We start from the raw sequence: 18567 nt of genomic DNA, 5'->3' as shown, positions 1-18567 counted from the left end.
CTTCATATCCTTTTCGTATCTATTTAACTAAGTCTGGATCAAAGTCGTAGAAACCAGTGTCCAAATCCCGATTGGCAGGGTGGAGCTTACGGATTTCTTCATCGAAAAGATAGGCCTGGTCGCTGGACCATTGACCAGCTTCTAATAAATCTCTGGCTTTGATAAAGTAGTCTACAATCTTCGTAAAATTCTCACCAGGACAATAGATGCCATCCAGCTTCCAATGATTGTAGCCATGTTCCACCAGTTCAGATAACTTGATCATCAAGTCAATATCATTGTTGGCGAAAATATGAGTCCCGTGGTTATCCTCATAGATAGAGTAGTGGGAATCCTTATCACTAGGTTCTGCCAAAAAGAGATCCCGTTGCCGTGTTTTTTCATCATCAATGTGGGTGAAATTGTAGTAATTTTGCAAAAGAGGACGCTTGGAATGGTGGATAACGCTAGCACCATAAACCAAAATTTCAGCAGGGATTTCCAGATTTTCCGACATCTTAAAGAGTTCCGCCGAAGGGATTTCCCTAGCCAAAACAGCTTCTGAAACGCCCCCTGTCTTGCCCCAGAAATTGACCTGGCGACTCGAAGTCACCATGGTTGAAGCATCATAAATCAACTTAAAGGGGCGCTGATCTCTTTGACAGATATAGATGACCCCGGCATCACCAACTGTGATATAATCAGCCCCAAATTCTTCCAGAAAATCAAGGTATGCTGGCAGAGCATCCATCATCCCTTGGTGCATAAGAGCATTGACAGCGACTGTCATTTCCTTACCAGCTTCATGAACCAGCTGGGCAATTTTTCGTAAATCCTTATCAGAGAAGGTCTTGGGTAGGCGAAGGCCAAAGGCCTTATCACCCACATAAATCCGATCCACACCGATTTTCACTAGGGCCTCAGCCTGCTCCAAGCTCTCTGCCGTTGCAGTAATAATAATTTTTTCCATAGCCTTATTATTATATCAAATTTTCTAAGAAAATCTGGGAGGTTTTGAATTTATAATCCTGTCCTTCTCTTTTTCCTTGTTAAAGCAAGCTTAAGCCTAGGACAATCCAACCAAATTTCTATGACAATTTTAATAATTTATGATAGAATGTTACCTAAGTAACAAGGTTACACCACTACTCCAGTGGAAAGGAGAAAGCTATGGTAGCCCAACGCCAAGATGATTTTGATTATTACCCTAATCAAGAATCACAAAACCAATCCAATCAAAGCAAACAAAACCAACCAAAATATCAAGAATTTTACCAAGTCGATACACAGAGCGCTAAATTACGAGAACTTCTATTTTTCGCACGAATTGCTCTCTTTTCTATCTCTTCAGTCCTTCTAACCTTCCTCTTTTTAACCATGGGGATGGGAACACTAGTAGCTTTCAGTCTGGCTGTTCTACTAGGTATTGCAATTACATCGACCATCTCAACCTTTATTCTATCTATGAAGAAGAAATAGCCCGATTCATGAATCGGACTATTTTTTTATCGGAAATTTTACTTGCTTAAAATCAAATTTGATACTTTCCGAGGCGACTGTTAACTAACATCGGAAAATTCTTGATTATCATTGATATTATTAGAAGCATCACTACTATCAGGTGTATCATCACTGACATCGCTAGGGGCATCGAATTTAGATTGGCTAACCTTATTCCATTTAGAATACTTAGACTCAACCTCAATGGATATTCGGCTCCTCCGTGACTTGCTGACCATTTTAAGCTCAAAGGCTTTCAGCCGAAAATTCTCCTTATCAAAGGTTTTCTTCATACTTGACTGACTATAACCTGTGAGGGATAAGTTTAACTCATCTTCAAAGAGGGACAATAAATCCACATTTTGGCTCTTGAGCTCCACAGTATAATTGTCGCCATCATCTTTTAGCTTGAGGTCATCCTTCATAGAATAAACAATGTCCAGAAAGTCAAAGTAATCTGGGTCAACATCGTAATCGGTCAAATCTTTATAGGTCCAACTTGCTCCTTTGTCATCTCTAAAATAAGCTCCATCACCTGGTAGGATAAACTCTTGATAATTGCTTGCGCCTCCCTGTATAGTTTTAATTTCTCCACTCACCTTCTCCAGATTATCAGACGCCTTACCATAATCAAGGTCGGCCTTCATGGTCTGACTCTTTTTCTTTCCAAGAGAATTGGTCACTAGAGACATATCAAAATGAACCGTTTCAACCTTCTTATTTGCTGTCTTAGCCTTTTTTATCAACTGACTAACCGTCATATTCTGATCAGTTTTTTGCTTATTGGTCAGCTTGCTATGACAGGCTCCTAAAAATAGGAGACTAAGGAATATAAGAATGGCAATTTTTTTAGACTTTTTCATCAAATCGTCCTCCTTCCAGTTGAGCTAGTTCCAATAACCTAAGTTTAACATAAAATGAAAGCCCTTTCATTACCAGTTAGCCTTTTTAACAAAATTTAAAAGAATCAAAATAGTCGCCTTATTCTCATTTTACTTTCAATTGAGAATAAAAAAACAAGATGAAGCTGGGACAGGATGTCTCAGCTTCATCTTATTTTTATGCCGTATTAAACGCTTGACGCAGTGGTTGATTTGTGATGATTAGCTTTATGCTTTAGCATTTAACCAATCACATACCAACGAAGTGGCGGTGAGGTCCTTATCCCTTGCTATGCAAGAGATAGCAGCCATCCTAATCAACTGTGCGGAGGTGGGAAAGAAATAGTCTATCCCCAGACTATTTCTTTCCGAACCTTGAAATTAAAGAGTGAGGTAAATCAATTTCTCCGAAATACTGATTTCTGTCCCACTCTCACCTTATTTTTCTTATTCTTCAGTTGTTTGGTCAGGGTAGTCAATCACAATGTCATCTACCTCAGCCCTGGTTTCGGTCGCTGAGGCAGCTTTAGCCTTGGCAATCTTGTCACGGAAGGCGACGACTTGGTCGTTGGCAAATTCAGTTGCCTGGACGGCCTTTTCCTTGGCAACATCTAGGACGTCTTCCTTGGTCAACTCGCCTGTTTCAAATTTTTCCTTATAATCATTAAAAGTGTTAACCGCCACATCCTTGTACTGACTGGCCTTTTCTTTGGCAGCTTGATTATAGGCCTCAGGATTTTCCTTGTAGTCATTAGCAAAATCTAAAGCCTTATCCTTTAATTCCTTTCCCTTTTTGGTGGTCAGGAAATAACCAACTGCCGCACCAACAGCGGCACTAGAAACCAAGGTTTTTAAAAATTTTCCCATTATTCTTCCTCCTTCTTTCGACTCTTAAATAACTTGCTAGCAAAGCGAAGGGCTGTCGCTGCTGTCCCGGCCTTGGCTACATTAGAACCGACATTGCTGGCCTTCTTGCCCAAGACTCGGGCCTGATTGTTAAGATCAGACACGCTTAGGGATAGGTCTGCCACGGCATCAAAGAGTGGATCAATAGTCGCCACCTTACCGTTGATATCATCTACCAAAACATTGGCCTTGGCAATTAAATCATTGGTCTGATGAAGGGTAACATCCACATCTGCTGTCAGAACCGTCAGAGTCCGTTTCGTTTCATCAACTGTCCCTGCTACCTTATGTAAAACGATGGCCAAATAGATGACCAAGGCTACAAAGGCCAGGGCGATAATTAACATTGCATATCCTACCATTTTTTACTCCTATTTTTCTCCTACTTATTCGTATTTAATTCTTCACTTGTTGATAATCGGGTTGACCAGCCTTCTTTCGGCCATAATAGGTCATGACTAGTCCCAGGATAACTAGGACTAAGGACAACCATTGGGAAACTCGCAGGCTTCCTAACATCAGACTGTCCGTTCGCAAGCCTTCAATGACAAAACGACCGCAACCATACCATACCAGATAAAACCAGGCTACCTCACCACGTTTTAAAAGTCCTTGACGATGGCGCAGGCTGATAATGATGGCAAACCCTAAGAGATTCCAAAGGGATTCATACAGAAAAGTTGGTACCCGATAGCTCCCTTCAATATACATCTGGTCTCGAATAAATTTTGGCAGATAGTTGAGTTGAGCAACTGCCTTGCCATAAGCCTCCTGGTTGAAGAAATTTCCCCAACGTCCAAAACTCTGAGCCAGCATAACTCCCGGTGCTGCGATATCCAGAAAGTCATAGGCATTGATTTTACGCCGATAGGAAAAAACCAAAAGTACTAGAGCACCAGCTAAGAGAGCACCGTAGATGGCGATACCACCATTCCAGATGGCAATAATCTCATCTGGGTGCTGGCTGTAATAGAACCACTGAAAGACGACATAGTAGAGTCGGGCACCAAGAATCGCAATAGGAAAGGCTAAGAGGATGAAATCCATAATGTCATCTGATGTCATGCCTTTACGAGGTGCTTCTTTTATAGCCAGCCAGACAGCCAAGACCATCCCTGTTACGATACAAATGGCATACCAATGAATCTCTAGTGGGCCGAATCGAAAGGCAATGGGATTAAGTGCTGCCATCAATCTGCACCATTTTCTGAAATCAGATTGGTCAGGCGGTCCTCAAAGGTCTTGGTGGCATCAAAGCCCATCTGCTTTGCCCGATGGTTCATGGCTGCCGCTTCGATAACGACGGAGACATTTCGACCAGTCTTGACCGGAATGCGAATTCGAGGAATCCTTACTCCCTGCAATTCGATTTCTTCATTGCCATTACCCAGACGGTCGAATTCCTTGCCCTGTTCGAAGTTTTCCAAATAAATAGAAAGCTGTACCTGAGATGAATTCCGAACAGCACTGGCGCCATAAAGACTCATAACATCAATGATACCAACTCCACGGATTTCTAAGAGGTGGCGAAGAATCTCAGCTGGCTCTCCCCAGAGGGTCTCTTCATCCTTAGCATAAATATCCACACGGTCATCCGCAACCAGGCGGTGCCCCCGCTTGACCAACTCGAGACCAGTTTCGCTCTTACCAATACCAGAGTCCCCCTGAATCAGCACGCCCATGCCATAGATATCAATCAAGACACCATGGACACTGGTCCGCTCTGCCAGACAGGAATTGAGGTACCAGGAAATTTCACCAGAGACACTGGAGGTTGCCTGATGAGCCTGAAAAATCGGCGTATCCCCTTCCTTGGCCGCCTTAATCATCTCCTCAGGTATTTCCAAGTCCCGAGCGACAATAAGGGCTGGTGTCTCCGATTTGAACATGGTCTTTAGGACAGAATAGCGGTTGTGGGCAGTCATGGTCATCATATAGGACCACTCCTTCATCCCCATCAACTGAACCCGTTCAGGCGAATAGTAGTCAAAGTAACCAGCTAACTCCAGCCCTGGACGGGAAATATCGGAAGTCGTAATTTCCTTGTCTAGAAGCTCTGGTCTGGTATAAACTGGCTCCAATTTTATCTTCTTGGCCAGCATATCAACAGTAACTGTCATAGGCTTTCTCGTTTCTATTTAATGCTAACATTATACCACAAAAAAGCCCTAGCTTAAGCAAGCCAAGGCAAAAATGAGACTCACCAGAACCACTTGTCATCATCAATGACTTCCGCATCCTTGCGACGACGTGGCCCAGTGCCGTATTTATCACGTTCTTCATCTTCCTTGTAGGGAAGCAAGACAGCTAAGAGGATGTAGAGAAAGACACCAAAACCAAATGAAAAGTAAGTAAAAATACCATAAAGAATGCGAGCTAAGGTAAGATCCCAACCGAACTTATCAGCCAGTCCAGCTAGAACCCCAGCCAAAAATCGACCCTGTCTTTTCTTATACAAAACACTCATCTTGGTTTCCTCACTTCCTAAGACTGGATGACTGAAATTCCTGTTCTATTTCAGAGCATCCCTCAGCTTACAGGGCTATTATACCCCAGCCAGAAGAAAATAAAATCAGCCCTAAGGCCGATTTATCAAAGTTAGTCTAAAAAAAATTAGGATGACTCAAGCAAGACCAGTTTCCCACGGCACTTTCCACAGCGAAACTTGCTGGTATTGACTCGCCTTTGTCTAGGATAGAGTTGACCGCAGGTCTGGCATCGATAGAGATAGCGGGGCGGCTTTACCTCTAGCTTGGGGGCATAGCGCAGGCCACCGACCTCAGCCAAGAGCACCTTAAAATCCGCATCCCCATGCTTATAACCCCTGCCTGCATAATATAGATGGTAGTGGCAGAGTTCGTGGCGAACGATTTTTCTAAAGGTCAACTCGTCTACAGCCTCATACATTTTGGGGTTAAACTCTAAGTGCCCATCTTTGGGAAAGAAACGGCCACCTGTCGTCCGCAGTCGCTGATTCCAAAAGGCCTCATGCTTGAAAACTAGTCCAAAATCTTCTAGTGAGACTTGTCTGACATAATCAGTTAGATTCACTTGGAGCCACCAGAGATAGATTGAGTTTTTCTCGGTTTAGGTCAACCTTGGAAACCCATACCGTCACGATGTCCCCAACGGAAACTACCTGACTCGGGTGTTTGACAAAGTTCTTGGACATCTCTGAGATATGAATGAGTCCGTCCTCGTGAACACCGACATCAACAAAGGCACCAAAGTCAACCACGTTGCGGACGGTTCCTTCTAATTTCTGACCAACTTCTAGATCTTTGAGTTCCAAGACGTCTTGGCGAAGAGTCGGTGCTTCAAAATCATCCCGCAGGTCACGACCAGGCTTAAGCAAATCTGCAATGATATCTTTGAGAGTTTCAGCACCAAGGCCCAAATCTCCAGCCATTTGTGCCACATCAAGAGCTTGTAATTTTTCTTGGGCATCCTCATCTAACTGACTAATCTCCAATCGACTAAAGAGCTCTTGAACAGCTGGATAGGACTCAGGGTGAACACCAGTATTGTCAAGGATATTGTCGCCATTAGGAATCCGCAAGAAGCCTGCCGCCTGCTCAAAGGCCTTGTCTCCCAAGCGAGGGACTTCCCTAATCTGAGCCCTAGAAGTCAAACGGCCCTTTTCTTCGCGGAATTTCACAATATTATCTGAAATGGTCTTATTGAGACCCGCCACATGGGAAAGCAAGGCAGGGCTAGCCGTATTGACATTGACCCCAACCTGGTTAACCACCGTTTCCACGACAAAATCCAGATTCTCACTCAACTTCTTCTGACTAACATCATGCTGGTATTGACCAACTCCGATGGATTTAGGATCAATCTTGACCAGCTCAGCCAGAGGATCTTGGAGGCGACGAGCGATTGAAATAGCAGAGCGTTTTTCAACCGTCAAATCGGGAAATTCTTGCCGAGCCAATTGGGAAGCAGAATAAACTGAGGCTCCACTCTCGTTGACAATAACATAGGAAACCTCTGGGAAATCCTTCAAAATGTCAGCAACAAAGGCTTCACTTTCCCGACTGGCTGTTCCATTACCGATAGCAATGATTTCCACCTGATAGGTCCGTAAAAGCTCAGCTAGCTCCTCCTTGCTCTTAACAATCTTAGCCTGACTAGCAGGGGCCACAGGATAAATGACATGAGTGGTCAAGAGTTTCCCAGTCTGATCAACCACAGCCAACTTAGCCCCCGTCCGAAAGGCTGGATCAAAACCGAGCACGACCTTGCCCTTGAGGGGGGAGACCAAAAGCAGGTGACGAAGATTATCAGAAAAGAGGGAGATGGCGCCATCTTCTGCTGCTTCGGTCAATTCACTACGGATACGTCTTTCCATGGCTGGAATAATCTTGGTCTTGGCAGCCTTGCTAATAGCCTCATCAATATAGGCATTCCTAATTTTAAAGCGAGCCTCATAAAAGCGAATAATCTTATCTAGGTGGTGCTCAAAATTAACCTTGAGCACACCTAGTTTTTCTCCACGATTGAGGGCCAGAACGCGATAGCCCTGGAGGTCTTTAACTTTTTCTGAGAAGTCATAGTAAATTTGGAAAACCTGCTTATCATCTAGGCTAGGGTCCTTGAGACTGGAAACCAGCAGGCTGTAGTTCCAGATTTCATTGTAGGTCCAAGAACGTAGGCGATTATCTTCTGAGAGGACCTCAATCAAAATATCAACCGCCCCCGCTAGGGCTTTATCAGTGCTAGGGAAGCCTTGGTTGATAAAGTTAGAAGCTTGAGCTTCCAAGTCAGGAACATTCTGCAACATTAAGCGAGTTAAATCAGCCAGACCAGCTTCACGAGCAAGAGTCGCCTTCGTCCGGCGCTTTTCCTTGTAGGGTAGGTAGAGTTCTTCCACCTCAGCCAACTTGTCAGCAGTTTGGATGGCCTGCTTCAATTCAGGCGTCAGCTTACCCTGCTCTTCAATCTTGGCCAAAACCGTTTCCTTACGCTCAGCCAGGGCCCTCAAGGATTTATCCTTATCAATAATAGCCTTGATAGCCACTTCATCAAGGTTGCCTGTTTTCTCCTTGCGATAACGGGCGATAAAGGGAATCGTGTTCCCTTCTTGTGTTAGATCCAAAACCGCTTGAATCTGTGATGCTTTAATCCCAAGTTCTTGGGCAATTACTTTTATTGTTGAAATTTCCATAACGTTACTATTATACCACATTGCCTAGAATAGGCTGATGGGACTGACTTGAGATACTAGTCTTGGCTAAATTAGAAATTTATGAACACAGGCCTGGACCTCATTAAGATAAGCGACACTAAAAAGAGAACGAGCCTCTTGGCCTCAGTCCTCCTGCAAAAATTCTTCTACCGCATGCTCAATGACCTGCTCAAAATTAGGGTCGGAAATCTCGTAAAATTTGACGTCCATCCGATTTCTAAACCAGGTTAGCTGACGTTTGGCAAAGCGGCGAGTATTGCGCTTAAGCTTCTCGGTCGCTGTCTGTAAATCTTCTTCTCCTTTGAAATAAGGAAAGAATTCCTTGTAGCCAATAGCCCTCGTTGCCTGAGCCTTCGGGTAATGGTCAAATAGCCAAGCAGCCTCATCAAGCAGACCCTGATCCATCATAGCATCAACACGCTGGTTAATTCGCTCATAAAGCTTTGAGCGCTCATCGGTGAGGCCAATTAGTAAGGGCCTATAGTTGGATTCCTGATTGACTAGATTTCTTCCAAATTTGGCCAACTCCAGGGCGCGAATCAGGCGTCTGCGATTGGGCTGGTCAATAGTCTCTATCAAATCCTGCGCCCTAATAAAAAGCTCTTGATCCGAAAGTTGTTCCAGCTCTCGACGATAGGTTAGGACTTTTTCTTGGTCAACCTGGCCACCCAAATGATAGCCTTCTAAGAGACTCTGGAGATAGAGGCCTGTCCCCCCAACGATAATGGGTAACTTCCCCCGATCATGCAAATCAGAAATAGTCTTCCTAGCCTCCTGAACAAAGTCATAGACTGAATAGGTCTGATCGGCCTCCCGCACATCAATCAGGTGATGGAGGGCTGCAGCTTGTTCAGCTGGACTGGCCTTAGCCGTTCCAATATCCAGTTTACGATAGACCTGCTGACTATCTCCGCTGATGATTTCACCACCAAATTTTTGGGCTAGTTTAATCCCTAGAGCAGTCTTGCCGACCGCCGTCGGACCAGCCACGACGATTACTTTTGTTTTCATCTTTTTCCTTGAAATATATCTAAATTTTAGCTAGTATATATTATAACATAAGAAAAAAGGAGAAACGATTATGGCTAAAAAACACGCTTTCGCCCGTGGCCTTGCTACTGGTGTCGTTGGAACTGCTGCTACAGTCGCAGGTGCTGTCTTTGCTGTTAAAAAGACAATCATTGAACCTGAAGAAAAGAAAGCAGCTTTCATCGAAGAAAATCGTAAAAAAGCAGCTCGCAAGCGTATTGCCCGCTAATAAGTCAAACGGCCCTAAGGCTGTTTTTTTTTATGCTCTTTTTGCCTATTATTGAAAATCTCTCTGAAAACGTTTACTTATCTTTCAAAAAATAGTAAGATAGGGATAAGATAAATATACCAAAGGAGAAAGACATGAAAAAGACTTTTCGCCTATTTTCTGCCAGCCTAGTCCTAGCTCTGTGCCTAGGAATGACGGCCTGTCAGTCCAGTCAGCACAAGACAAGTACGAAGTCCAGCACCAAGACCCAGATGACCAGCAAGTCTAGCCAGAAAAAATCGTCTAGTCAATCGTCCAAGGGCCAAGAAAAGAATTCCTCCTCTTCATCATCAGCAAGCTCATCCAGTCAAGCTGACAAAAAGCAAGAACCTGAGCAAAAGCAGGATGGAAAATCATCAGAAAACTCATCGCTTAACTTGGATGCACTCACCCAGGGGGATTATAGCTCTATTGCCGGAACTTGGACTGATGCCAGCGGTCGTGTCATCGTCATTTCTCCTCAAGGTCGCATTAGTGTCCTTGGGACTAGAGGCACCATGACAATCGGGCGTGACGGTAAGGGAGAAGCCCTCATGACTGTCACCTACGATGATGGTAGCAGCTTTGGCATCCTTATCTATGGAGCTGGACAAGCCATTCCTGAACGCCATTTTCAAAGTGGCCAAGCCGACCCTTCAGATACTAGCAAGGATCGCCTCGTTACAGCCTATAGCGACATTTTAGACCAAGGCGGAAGCGAGCAATTTAAGAACCAGGTCCTCTATAAGTCTTCGAACGATTACAGTAGCCTCAGCCAATAAGACTAATTCCAGCACCCCAAAGCGGGTGCTTTTTATTTACAGCCTAGCTTACTTCCTTGATTTTCTAGGTATTCAAACCCTTATGCCTCTTATAGCTAGCAAGTAGCTCCGCAAATCCAGCTTTCAGAATTTGTAGAACCTGGTTCTGGCTTTACTCAAACTGCATCAAGGCTAAAAATTCAGCTTGGCCACTCTGGATTGCTATATTAAGAGTAATAGAAAAAGCAACTGACGAGTAGTCAATTGCTTTTAAACTTTCACTAGTTACGACGGCCAAAGATATTCAAGATACTCAAGAAGAGGTTAATGAAGTCTAGGTAAAGACTGAGGGCCATTGAAATGGCCCAGCCATCGGTAACTTGACCACGGGTTTGGCCATAAACTCGCTTAATCATTTGATTTTCATAGGCTATCAAACCAGAGAAAATCACAACTGTAACAAGGCTAATTAAGAGAGAAATCATGCCAGAGCCTAGGAAAAGATTGACCAGACCGGCGATAATAATCCCAATCAAGCCTGCTATCAAGGCTTTAGCCATACCCGACAAATCCTTCTTAATGGTCGCACCCACTGCCGCCATGATAAAAAAGACCGCTGCTGAGCTAACAAAGGCTCCAATAACTTCAGCTCCCGTGTAGGCTGCAATGACAAAACTTAAGGTGAAGCCATTCATCGCCGAGTAAATCAGGAAAAGGGGCAGAGCCCAAGGGGTATTTCTACGAGCGGCACTTGAAGCCACAAAGACCAAGGCAATCTCAAGAAAGATGGCTCCCAGATAAATCATCCGTCCACCAGACCTGATCGCATACATGTTTTCTGGAAAGACAAAAATCATGAGGGCTGAGATGATAGCTGAAAGGCCAATGCCCATCCCAACCAAGCCGTATATCTTAGCGAAGAAACGACTAAGGCCAGCATCAGCCTGTGTAATGACGGGACTTGGTCCCATTTGATTCATATCCATTTAAGGTATCCTCCAAATTCTTTTTCAAGTTCTTCTATTTTAGCAAAAATTAATGGTTATGAGAACCTAACTGTTTGCGCTTAAAGAGCTTACGATTCTTGAAGCGCTGGCGCATCGGGTAGGTTCCCTCCTTAATGGCCCAATATTTATCGACAAAGGTGACAATATAAGATTCCTTATAGCGAGGGGGTGCAATGGTCGCCCCCCACATATGCTTGAGAATAATATCCTTTTCTTTTTTATTGAGGTCAATCAATTTTCTAGCATTCTTGACCGCAATCCTTGGGTGCACCCAAGCATGGCTCTTATTAAACTTGGTATCGTGCCAATCGTAATAAAAGAAATCATGCAGGAGGCCACCTCGGGCTGTTGACTTGGCATCCCAGCCAAATTTCTTGGCAACCTTATAGCTGGTATAGGCCACATTGATAGAATGCTTCATCCGTGTTGAATAATGGTGATGGGTAATGTCATCTAAACGTTGGAATCTAGGATTATCAATCAAATGTCCAACGATTTCCATAAATTCTTTATCTTTCTGATAGGGTTTCATCCTGTCCCCTCCTTTGCTAATCGCTAGCAGGAACTTTCCTAAATAAGATTAAACATCATAATTCCAGCTGCTACTGCCACATTGAGACTCTCAGCTTGACCTGGCATGTCAATATGAAGCAAGTCGTCAGCTTTTTTGGCTGTTTGCTCAGAAATACCCTGACCTTCATTGCCCATAACTAAGGCAAAACTTTCTGGCCTCTCTATTTTACGGTAGTCTATTGAGCCTTCTGCCAAGGTCGTTGCTAGGATACGAACACCGGCCTGCTTGAAACCGGCTAAAAAATCTGCCATGGAACCACGGTAAATAGGGAGATGAAAATGGCTCCCTTGCATGGAACGAAGGGTTTTGGAATTATAAATATCCGCAGACTTGTCGGAAATAAAGACCGCTTGGTAAGCAGCTGCATCAGCTGTTCGAATCATGGTTCCAAGATTACCTGGATCCTGAATATCCTCCAAAACCAGGTAGGGACCCTGCCAAGTCTCGGGTAGAGAGGACTGGTCCATCTGGACCTCTGCTACAATCCCTTGGGAACTTGGACTATCCGATAATTCCTTGAGTACCTCAGGTGTCACTACAACCACCTTTTCTTGATTAGGTAACCTCTCAAGAAAATCCTCAAGAACGAAAATATGCTCAAAGACGGCACCATTGGCACTAGCTTCTTCAAAGAGGTGCCAGCCCTCAATCAGGTAAGTGCTCTTTCGGTGCTTCTTTTGCAATAATTTTTTTGTCTTTTTGATGAGATTATTGGCTTTTGAGGTTATAATAATCATATAAATATTATAGCACATCTTGGAAAGAGCCAGCTCAGTCCCAAGGAGGAATTTTATATGAAAAAAGTTAAAATGATTGTTTCTGGCCGTGTTCAGGGGGTGGGCTTTCGCTATTCTACCTTCATCCTAGCCAAAGACATTGGTGACATTTATGGACGGGTTTGGAATAATGATGATGGTACCGTCGAAATTCTGGCCCAGTCAGAGGATTCAGCCAAAATGGCCAAGTTCATCCAAGAAGTTCGCAAAGGCCCATCCCCTTGGTCCAAGGTCACTTATGTCGATGTCACTATGGCCAATTTTGAAGACTTTACAGATTTTCGCATGGCCAACTAAGGTAGGTTCGTAAGTAGGTCAGAGTGCCCATAATTTTAGAAACTGAAAAGAGATGATTTTTAAGATAGCTTTCTTAATCACCCGCGTTTCCCGCTAGGTATTTAAGTGGTTGAAGAGAGGGGGACAGACAGTCCTAGACTCGTTACTTTTTTCAGCATCAGGCACATTGACGTAGTGGTTGATTGGAGGCGGGACGACAAAATCGATTTCTGGGAAATCGCGATTTTTGTCCCGCTCTCCAGATGACATGGTTAACGACGGAATTTTCAAGGGCATAACTAGTACTCGATAGATTAAAAAATCCTACTTGGGAACTATTGAGTATTTGTCTAAAAAAAAGTAAAATAGAACAGTATTACTAAAAATAGAGGAACTTAATGTGAAAAAAACTTCAAAGCGTCTACTATTATCAGGGTTCGCCCTGTCGCTCTTAATATTCTTATCCGGTTGTGTCCGTCAGGTTAATGGGAAACCGACTGGAACGGTCTGGAACCTCCTAGGAAAACCCATGTCAAACCTCATCACCTATTTTGCTCAAAATCTAGGTCTAGGCTATGGATGGGGACTGGTGATTGTTATTGTTTTGGTACGTCTGCTCATCCTGCCACTTGGTCTTCACCAATCACGCAGCGCTGCCTACCAAGCAGCCAAAAGGGAGCATCTAGCGCCAATCTTTGAACCCATCAATAAAAAGTTAAAGGAAGCCACCACCCAAGAAGAAAAGATGGCAGCTCAGACAGAGCTGATGCAGGCCAATCGGGATAATGGCATTAGCATGCTAGGGGGCATGGGCTGCCTCCCACTTTTAATCCAGTTTCCTTTCTTCTCAGCCATGTACTGGGCTGCCCGTTATACACCAGGTATTCTGAAATCCAATTTCCTTTGGTTCAATTTGGGAAATCGGGATATTCCAATTGTGGCTATCATCGCTATCCTATATTTGATTCAGGCCTGGTTAGGTGCCCAACAAATGCCTGAGGAACAGCGTAAACAAGCTGGTATGACCATGTATATGACACCGATTATCATGGTAATTTTCGGCTTTAGTCAACCATCCGCCGTCGTCATCTATTGGTTTGTCGGTGGTATCTTCTCCATCATTCAACAACTGATTGCCAATTATATTTTCAAACCAAGGCTTAGAAAACAGGTTGAAGAAGAATTCAAGAAGAACCCTCCTAAAGCACCAAAGGTTAGCAAATCAGCCCCTAAGGATGTCACTCCAAAAGGCCCAAGCAAACCTACTCCCGCTATTACCAGCAAAAAGAAAAACCGCAATGCTGGCAAACAAAACCGTAAGAAAAACTAGGATAATGTCAAACCCCATCTCAGACTCTTGAGATGGGGTTTACTGTACCTTTCTAAGTGTTTAGCTTTTATATTTAACAAAAATCAAAATCTGAAATTTTCTAAAGTACTATCTGTCTGCTGTGGCGCAAAGATAGCAGACACCTACTGAGACCTCAGCTACTTTAGGGGCCTAATATTTTTGCTTCTGAGCTCCTCACTTTCAAGCTTTTTAGTTATCAAATTCCTCCTTTGGCTCATCTTTATGCTGGGTAAGATGTGGCTTGAACAGATCCAAACGATAGCAATAATCTACTCGCACAGTCCCTAAAAGTTTCTGAGCTTCCTTACTCTGCAAATCTGATAGGGACTTTTGTTGGCTTCTCTGCCTGTATTCTTCTTTATAAGGATAAATTAAGTCGCTTTTACTGATTACTAGGGTTTCATCCTTTTCATTCTTTTCACTACTTGGTTTATTTTTTTCCAAGCTGAACCAAAAATATAGGGTCTCTTTGCTGTTAACTCTAGCCTGACCAATAAAGTCGTAGGGGACATCCCTGCATTCATCATTATAGTTTGCATCCACAAGGCGATCCACCCTGATAATGTCAACTGTCTTAACAGACGGATTTGCTTTCTTCAATCGATAAACAAAGAGTTTCTGATAGGCTAGGGATACATCCTTAATTTGATAGCTAAGGTGATGGTGGCGATCTGAAATATTTGTTATCGTATAAACCCCAAAGAGATTCATTGATAAGAGGTAGGTAAAAACTAAGGTAAGAACCGCTATTCCAGTAAATTTACTTTTTAACCAGGCAAAAACTCTCTCTTCTTCTTTAAAAAAATGTAGAGACGCAAAAGGGCTAAGACAAGAAAAACTAAGAGTAGCCTTAAGCTATGTTCCCAGACATAATGGCCAGTAACCATAACTAATAAGTAGAAGAGCAGAGCCATGACTAGGCCTTGAAGCAGGGTCATAACCAGTCCAAAAATAAGACGGTGTCTCTGAAAAAATTTGTGACCGATAAATTCAGGTAAGTGCAAAACCATTAGAAAAACCAGAATCAGTTTAACCAAGGCCCAATCCCAATAAAACATAAACCTTTCCTTTCAAAAATTAAAAAAATGGGTTATTAAAATTGCTCAATTTCTTACGCTAACCACTAATCTGGCTTGCCAAACTTCTCACTAAACTAGGTAGTGTAAAAATAGTATGGCATCTTTAATCTTCACTTCATAAGTCTATCATAACATTTACCTTTCTTAAAATAAACCAAAACTTTGCATCAAAAAAAGGCCTTCGCTTGGGGCCTTTCATTCACTTATTTTGTTTTTTCGACGCTAACAATTTCAACGTCATAACTGCCAGCTGGGGACTCAATGGTGGTCTTGTCGCCAACCTTTTTACCAATCAAGGCTTGAGCGATAGGACTTTCGTTGGAGATTTTACCAGCGAAGACATCAGCTCCTGCTGCCCCAACGATGGAGTAGGTATCTTGATCCTTAGTGCCGACTTCTTGAACGACAACGGTTTTACCGATGGCTACTTCATCAGAAGCAACAGCATCGCTGTCAATAATTTCAGCATAACGGATCTTGGTTTCAATGATTTGGATTTGGCCTTCCACAAATGCTTGTTCGTCCTTAGCCGCATCGTACTCAGAGTTTTCTGAAAGGTCACCATAGGAACGGGCAATCTTAATGCGTTCAATAACCTCTGGACGACGGACGAGTTTCAAATCCTCTAGTTCTTGTTCCAGTTGTTCTTTTTCTGCTTGGGTCATTGGATATGTTTTTTCTGCCATGATAATCTCTTTTCTATTTTTTATTTTTGGGATTAACACAGAAACAGAAGTCTGGAAACTCTCGTCACAGACTCCTGTTTGTGTTTGAAGTGGGACAATGCTAAGTCGGTTACTTTTTCTCGCTACTGTCTGAGGTCTTCTTGTTGACATAGGTCTCAACATTCTTTTCATGTTCCTCATAGGTTTCGGAATAATAAACCTTACCGGTTTCGACGTCAGCAACAAAGTAGAGATACTTGGTATCCGCAGGGTTGACAACCGCCTCAATGGCTGACAGGCTTGGACTGTCAACCGGACCTGGCATCAAGCCCTTATTTTTATAATCATTGTAAGGCGAGTCAACATCGGTATCAATGTTGGCATCCTCCTCGAGGGTAGTCTTTTGGCCAAGTTTGCCAAGGGCATAAAGCACAGCGATATTTGATTGCAAAGGCATATCAGCATCTAGACGATTATAGAAAACACTCGCAATCTTAGCTCGGTCTTCATCTGCCTGGCCCTCTTTTTCAACCAAGGATGCCAAGGCCAAAATCACATTGATATTGTACTTGGACTGACTAATTTTATCATAGTATTGGCTGAGGTAGGAGTCCATGGTTCCTAACATTTGGTCCGCTAAGTCCTCAAGGCTAGTATCCTTAGTATAATCGTAGGTCGCTGGGAAGAGATAGCCTTCCAGCTGATATTTAGCCTTATTAGAATCGGGTAAGTCTGCCAAGAGTTTGGGATATTTTTCCTTCATCTTCTTGATGAAGTCCTTATCCTTCATCAACTTGAGGAAATTCTTAGAGCTATAAGGTGTCTTATCACCCTTCACCTTGGTGTTGGCATTGTCTTCAATGGCCTTAGCAATCTGCTCCAAGGTGTAGCCCTCAGGGATAACAATTTTACCGCTACTAGGCTCCGTAGGCTGGGCTGTCCCCCCTGCTTGCAACTCCTTGATAATTTCATCAGTAGACATGCTGGCCTTTAAGTTATAGTAACCGCTCTTGAGGTCGCTATAATTTTTGAACTTGGTATAGTAATTAAAGACGGTCGCATCCTTAATCAGCCCCTTCTTTTGCAGGATTTGGCCAATTTGCTTGCTACCAGCACCCTCAGGGATCTCAACAGTCACATATTTTTGGGACTTGGAATCTAATGGCGCTAAACTTGAGTTCACATAGTAGTAGCCATAACCACCCCCCGCTAAGATAGCTATTAAGATCAGGCTAATAATCCAACCGGTAATCCGACGGGCCAGTCGCTTTTTCTTCTTTTGCTTTTGCTTGCGCTGTTTGGCCTTACGACGGGAGGACTTAGTTTCTTCTTCCTCATCTTCATCATCGTCTTGCTCCCAATCAGGGTCATCCTTATCATCCAAATCAGAATCAAGGTCTGAAAATTCCTCGGCTTCTGCCAGGTCCTCATGCAAGTCAAAAGAAGGCTCCTCTGGCTCAGATACTTGGTCAGTTTCTGATCCTTCTGAGCTAAAGCTTTCGGGACTAGCCGAATGAATATCCTGAATCGGGATGGGGATGGTAAAGCCCGAAAGGTCAACATCAGAAATTTCTGGTGCAAGGGTCTCAGAGGCCATGGTTGGAATAGGGCTAGAATAAGCGCTACTTTCTTCCGAAGGCTCGGCCTCCTCAAGCTCTTCTCCAAAGGAGTTGAGCTCTCTGAGATGTTCTTCCTCTTGAATTTTCTTAATGGCTTGGGCTTCTTTTAAGGCACGCTCTTGCTCTTTTTCGGCTGACTTGGCTGCAGCTTCCTGCTGTTCTTTTAGCTTGGCCGCAGCTTCTTGCCAATTAAAATCAGAATCGATTTCTCGCTTGCTTGTGGTGTCAAGATTGTCAACGATGGACTTAATAGTCCCGTCATCTTGGATACCCTTTAAGCGATTGGCTTCTTCTAATTCATTCAAAATCTGGTCCTTGAAGCTTTTGCCCCCAGAAGCAGCTTTTGACTTATCATCCTTAAAATCAGTCAAAGCTTGTCCTCCTCATAGTTATCAGTCGCCATTATATCTTAAATTAATGGTAAATGCAAATTTAACAAGGTTTGTCACCAATTTAAGAAGACCTGTCACTGGGTCGTAACACTAATGGAGTCTACTTATACTCTTCAAAAATCAAAACTACCTATCGTTAACTCACTTTGCCGTACTTACTGAGGAAAGCGAAGGTTTCTGCATCTCCAACCTCAAAAGGTCTACCAGACCTTTTGAGCTACCTGCAGTTCATGCGACGCATAGCAAAGTTGGTCGATTTTACCAACTTTGTGAGGTTAGTAAGGAAGCTAGACAATCGCTATGGAGATTGCCGTTCGACATCAGTCACTTTAGT

General features: G+C 43.4%; 21 protein-coding genes and 2 pseudogenes. 5 read left to right on the top strand and 18 right to left on the bottom strand.

The annotated features are described in order from the left end of the window. Window positions 1-19 precede the first annotated feature (19 nt). The gene (locus DYE66_RS04645) at window positions 20-949 is read right to left on the bottom strand and encodes a peptidase U32 family protein (protein WP_003000142.1); all 930 of its coding nucleotides are present in this window, start codon (window positions 947-949) and stop codon (window positions 20-22) included. 200 nt (window positions 950-1149) lie between these two features. On the opposite strand from DYE66_RS04645, the gene DYE66_RS04640 reads away from it, so the two are divergent. Continuing rightward, a complete protein-coding gene (locus tag DYE66_RS04640; protein ID WP_002999854.1) occupies window positions 1150-1458 on the top strand; it encodes a DUF3270 family protein in 309 nt (102 codons plus the stop codon). Between the two features lie 80 nt (window positions 1459-1538). On the opposite strand, the gene DYE66_RS04635 is transcribed toward DYE66_RS04640, so the two are convergent. From DYE66_RS04635 to miaA, 9 genes are all read right to left on the bottom strand, one after another. Then, a complete protein-coding gene (locus tag DYE66_RS04635; RefSeq protein WP_003000052.1) occupies window positions 1539-2342 on the bottom strand; it encodes a DUF6612 family protein in 804 nt (267 codons plus the stop codon). A 465-nt stretch (window positions 2343-2807) separates the two neighbouring features. After that, the gene (locus tag DYE66_RS04630; protein ID WP_002999761.1) at window positions 2808-3227 is read right to left on the bottom strand and encodes a YtxH domain-containing protein; all 420 of its coding nucleotides are present in this window, start codon (window positions 3225-3227) and stop codon (window positions 2808-2810) included. Then, complete coding sequence (locus DYE66_RS04625) at window positions 3227-3628, bottom strand: DUF948 domain-containing protein (RefSeq protein ID WP_115324961.1); 402 nt, start codon at window positions 3626-3628, stop codon at window positions 3227-3229. Before DYE66_RS04625 ends, DYE66_RS04630 begins: the two co-directional genes overlap by 1 nt. Before the next feature lie 34 nt (window positions 3629-3662). Further along, window positions 3663-4457 (bottom strand): prolipoprotein diacylglyceryl transferase, encoded by a 795-nt coding sequence (gene lgt, locus DYE66_RS04620; RefSeq protein ID WP_003000504.1) that lies wholly within the window; start codon window positions 4455-4457, stop codon window positions 3663-3665. Beyond that, the gene (gene hprK, locus DYE66_RS04615) at window positions 4457-5386 is read right to left on the bottom strand and encodes an HPr(Ser) kinase/phosphatase (protein ID WP_003000214.1); all 930 of its coding nucleotides are present in this window, start codon (window positions 5384-5386) and stop codon (window positions 4457-4459) included. Before hprK ends, lgt begins: the two co-directional genes overlap by 1 nt. A gap of 80 nt (window positions 5387-5466) precedes the next feature. After that, window positions 5467-5733 carry a PspC domain-containing protein gene (locus DYE66_RS04610; protein ID WP_019782745.1) on the bottom strand — a complete coding sequence of 89 codons (267 nt, stop codon included), beginning with the start codon at window positions 5731-5733 and terminating at the stop codon, window positions 5467-5469. Window positions 5734-5879: 146 nt separating this feature from the next. Further along, a complete protein-coding gene (locus tag DYE66_RS04605) occupies window positions 5880-6317 on the bottom strand; it encodes a SprT family protein (RefSeq protein ID WP_019782744.1) in 438 nt (145 codons plus the stop codon). Beyond that, window positions 6304-8436, bottom strand: a complete 2133-nt coding sequence (locus tag DYE66_RS04600) for a Tex family protein (protein ID WP_115324960.1) — start codon at window positions 8434-8436, stop codon at window positions 6304-6306. The genes DYE66_RS04605 and DYE66_RS04600 overlap by 14 nt, the downstream gene beginning before the upstream one ends. A gap of 144 nt (window positions 8437-8580) precedes the next feature. Then, on the bottom strand, window positions 8581-9468 hold the full coding sequence (gene miaA / locus DYE66_RS04595; RefSeq protein WP_115324959.1) for a tRNA (adenosine(37)-N6)-dimethylallyltransferase MiaA: 888 nt from the start codon (window positions 9466-9468) through the stop codon (window positions 8581-8583). A gap of 70 nt (window positions 9469-9538) precedes the next feature. Here miaA and DYE66_RS04590 point away from each other — a divergent pair, with 70 nt between their 5' ends. Both DYE66_RS04590 and DYE66_RS04585 read left to right on the top strand, forming a co-directional pair. Further along, complete coding sequence (locus DYE66_RS04590) at window positions 9539-9715, top strand: DUF3042 family protein (protein WP_115324958.1); 177 nt, start codon at window positions 9539-9541, stop codon at window positions 9713-9715. A gap of 134 nt (window positions 9716-9849) precedes the next feature. Further along, entirely contained in the window at window positions 9850-10515 is a 666-nt protein-coding gene (locus tag DYE66_RS04585) for a DUF6287 domain-containing protein (protein WP_003000364.1), read from the top strand. Window positions 10516-10775: 260 nt separating this feature from the next. On the opposite strand, the gene DYE66_RS04580 is transcribed toward DYE66_RS04585, so the two are convergent. From DYE66_RS04580 to DYE66_RS04570, 3 genes are read right to left on the bottom strand one after another with little or no spacing between them, the layout of a single operon-like run. Next, complete coding sequence (locus tag DYE66_RS04580; protein WP_115324957.1) at window positions 10776-11480, bottom strand: Bax inhibitor-1/YccA family protein; 705 nt, start codon at window positions 11478-11480, stop codon at window positions 10776-10778. A 49-nt stretch (window positions 11481-11529) separates the two neighbouring features. After that, a complete protein-coding gene (locus tag DYE66_RS04575) occupies window positions 11530-12033 on the bottom strand; it encodes an HDIG domain-containing metalloprotein (RefSeq protein WP_019782739.1) in 504 nt (167 codons plus the stop codon). A 38-nt stretch (window positions 12034-12071) separates the two neighbouring features. Beyond that, window positions 12072-12812 (bottom strand): TrmH family RNA methyltransferase, encoded by a 741-nt coding sequence (locus DYE66_RS04570; protein WP_115324956.1) that lies wholly within the window; start codon window positions 12810-12812, stop codon window positions 12072-12074. A 57-nt stretch (window positions 12813-12869) separates the two neighbouring features. Between DYE66_RS04570 and DYE66_RS04565 the strand changes: the two genes are divergently transcribed. Together DYE66_RS04565 and yidC are read left to right on the top strand one after the other, a co-directional pair. Continuing rightward, window positions 12870-13148 (top strand): acylphosphatase, encoded by a 279-nt coding sequence (locus DYE66_RS04565; RefSeq protein WP_002999768.1) that lies wholly within the window; start codon window positions 12870-12872, stop codon window positions 13146-13148. Between the two features lie 379 nt (window positions 13149-13527). Then, complete coding sequence (yidC, locus tag DYE66_RS04560; protein ID WP_115324955.1) at window positions 13528-14457, top strand: membrane protein insertase YidC; 930 nt, start codon at window positions 13528-13530, stop codon at window positions 14455-14457. Between the two features lie 210 nt (window positions 14458-14667). Here yidC and DYE66_RS04555 read toward each other — a convergent pair whose 3' ends face one another. The 5 genes and pseudogenes from DYE66_RS04555 to DYE66_RS11200 all read right to left on the bottom strand — a co-directional run. After that, on the bottom strand, window positions 14668-15021 hold the full coding sequence (locus DYE66_RS04555; RefSeq protein WP_244914163.1) for a hypothetical protein: 354 nt from the start codon (window positions 15019-15021) through the stop codon (window positions 14668-14670). Between the two features lie 224 nt (window positions 15022-15245). Beyond that, entirely contained in the window at window positions 15246-15536 is a 291-nt protein-coding gene (locus DYE66_RS04550; protein ID WP_003000162.1) for a hypothetical protein, read from the bottom strand. Between the two features lie 224 nt (window positions 15537-15760). After that, on the bottom strand, window positions 15761-16243 hold the full coding sequence (greA, locus tag DYE66_RS04545; protein ID WP_003000328.1) for a transcription elongation factor GreA: 483 nt from the start codon (window positions 16241-16243) through the stop codon (window positions 15761-15763). A gap of 109 nt (window positions 16244-16352) precedes the next feature. Next, window positions 16353-17582: pseudogene (mltG, locus tag DYE66_RS04540) on the bottom strand (endolytic transglycosylase MltG); the annotation flags it as partial. 80 nt (window positions 17583-17662) lie between these two features. After that, window positions 17663-18212 (bottom strand): annotated as a pseudogene (locus DYE66_RS11200) (endolytic transglycosylase MltG); the annotation flags it as partial. Between the last annotated feature and the right edge of the window lie 355 nt (window positions 18213-18567).

Source organism: Streptococcus downei MFe28 (assembly GCF_900459175.1).
Classification (GTDB): domain Bacteria; phylum Bacillota; class Bacilli; order Lactobacillales; family Streptococcaceae; genus Streptococcus; species Streptococcus downei.
The sequence above is the reverse complement of the archived record's forward strand: the minus strand, read 5'-3'. Positions and strand labels throughout refer to the sequence as shown.

Excerpts from the sequence above, each read along its gene's own strand:
- DYE66_RS04645 (WP_003000142.1), bottom strand. The coding sequence starts at position 949 with ATGGAAAAAATTATTATTACTGCAACGGCAGAGAGCTTGGAGCAGGCT.
- DYE66_RS04640 (WP_002999854.1), top strand. The coding sequence starts at position 1,150 with ATGGTAGCCCAACGCCAAGATGATTTTGATTATTACCCTAATCAAGAA.
- DYE66_RS04635 (WP_003000052.1), bottom strand. The coding sequence starts at position 2,342 with ATGAAAAAGTCTAAAAAAATTGCCATTCTTATATTCCTTAGTCTCCTA.
- DYE66_RS04630 (WP_002999761.1), bottom strand. The coding sequence starts at position 3,227 with ATGGGAAAATTTTTAAAAACCTTGGTTTCTAGTGCCGCTGTTGGTGCG.
- DYE66_RS04625 (WP_115324961.1), bottom strand. The coding sequence starts at position 3,628 with ATGGTAGGATATGCAATGTTAATTATCGCCCTGGCCTTTGTAGCCTTG.
- lgt (WP_003000504.1), bottom strand. The coding sequence starts at position 4,457 with ATGGCAGCACTTAATCCCATTGCCTTTCGATTCGGCCCACTAGAGATT.
- hprK (WP_003000214.1), bottom strand. The coding sequence starts at position 5,386 with ATGACAGTTACTGTTGATATGCTGGCCAAGAAGATAAAATTGGAGCCA.
- DYE66_RS04610 (WP_019782745.1), bottom strand. The coding sequence starts at position 5,733 with ATGAGTGTTTTGTATAAGAAAAGACAGGGTCGATTTTTGGCTGGGGTT.
- DYE66_RS04600 (WP_115324960.1), bottom strand. The coding sequence starts at position 8,436 with ATGGAAATTTCAACAATAAAAGTAATTGCCCAAGAACTTGGGATTAAA.
- miaA (WP_115324959.1), bottom strand. The coding sequence starts at position 9,468 with ATGAAAACAAAAGTAATCGTCGTGGCTGGTCCGACGGCGGTCGGCAAG.
- DYE66_RS04590 (WP_115324958.1), top strand. The coding sequence starts at position 9,539 with ATGGCTAAAAAACACGCTTTCGCCCGTGGCCTTGCTACTGGTGTCGTT.
- DYE66_RS04585 (WP_003000364.1), top strand. The coding sequence starts at position 9,850 with ATGAAAAAGACTTTTCGCCTATTTTCTGCCAGCCTAGTCCTAGCTCTG.
- DYE66_RS04580 (WP_115324957.1), bottom strand. The coding sequence starts at position 11,480 with ATGGATATGAATCAAATGGGACCAAGTCCCGTCATTACACAGGCTGAT.
- DYE66_RS04575 (WP_019782739.1), bottom strand. The coding sequence starts at position 12,033 with ATGAAACCCTATCAGAAAGATAAAGAATTTATGGAAATCGTTGGACAT.
- DYE66_RS04570 (WP_115324956.1), bottom strand. The coding sequence starts at position 12,812 with ATGATTATTATAACCTCAAAAGCCAATAATCTCATCAAAAAGACAAAA.
- DYE66_RS04565 (WP_002999768.1), top strand. The coding sequence starts at position 12,870 with ATGAAAAAAGTTAAAATGATTGTTTCTGGCCGTGTTCAGGGGGTGGGC.
- DYE66_RS04550 (WP_003000162.1), bottom strand. The coding sequence starts at position 15,536 with ATGTTTTATTGGGATTGGGCCTTGGTTAAACTGATTCTGGTTTTTCTA.
- greA (WP_003000328.1), bottom strand. The coding sequence starts at position 16,243 with ATGGCAGAAAAAACATATCCAATGACCCAAGCAGAAAAAGAACAACTG.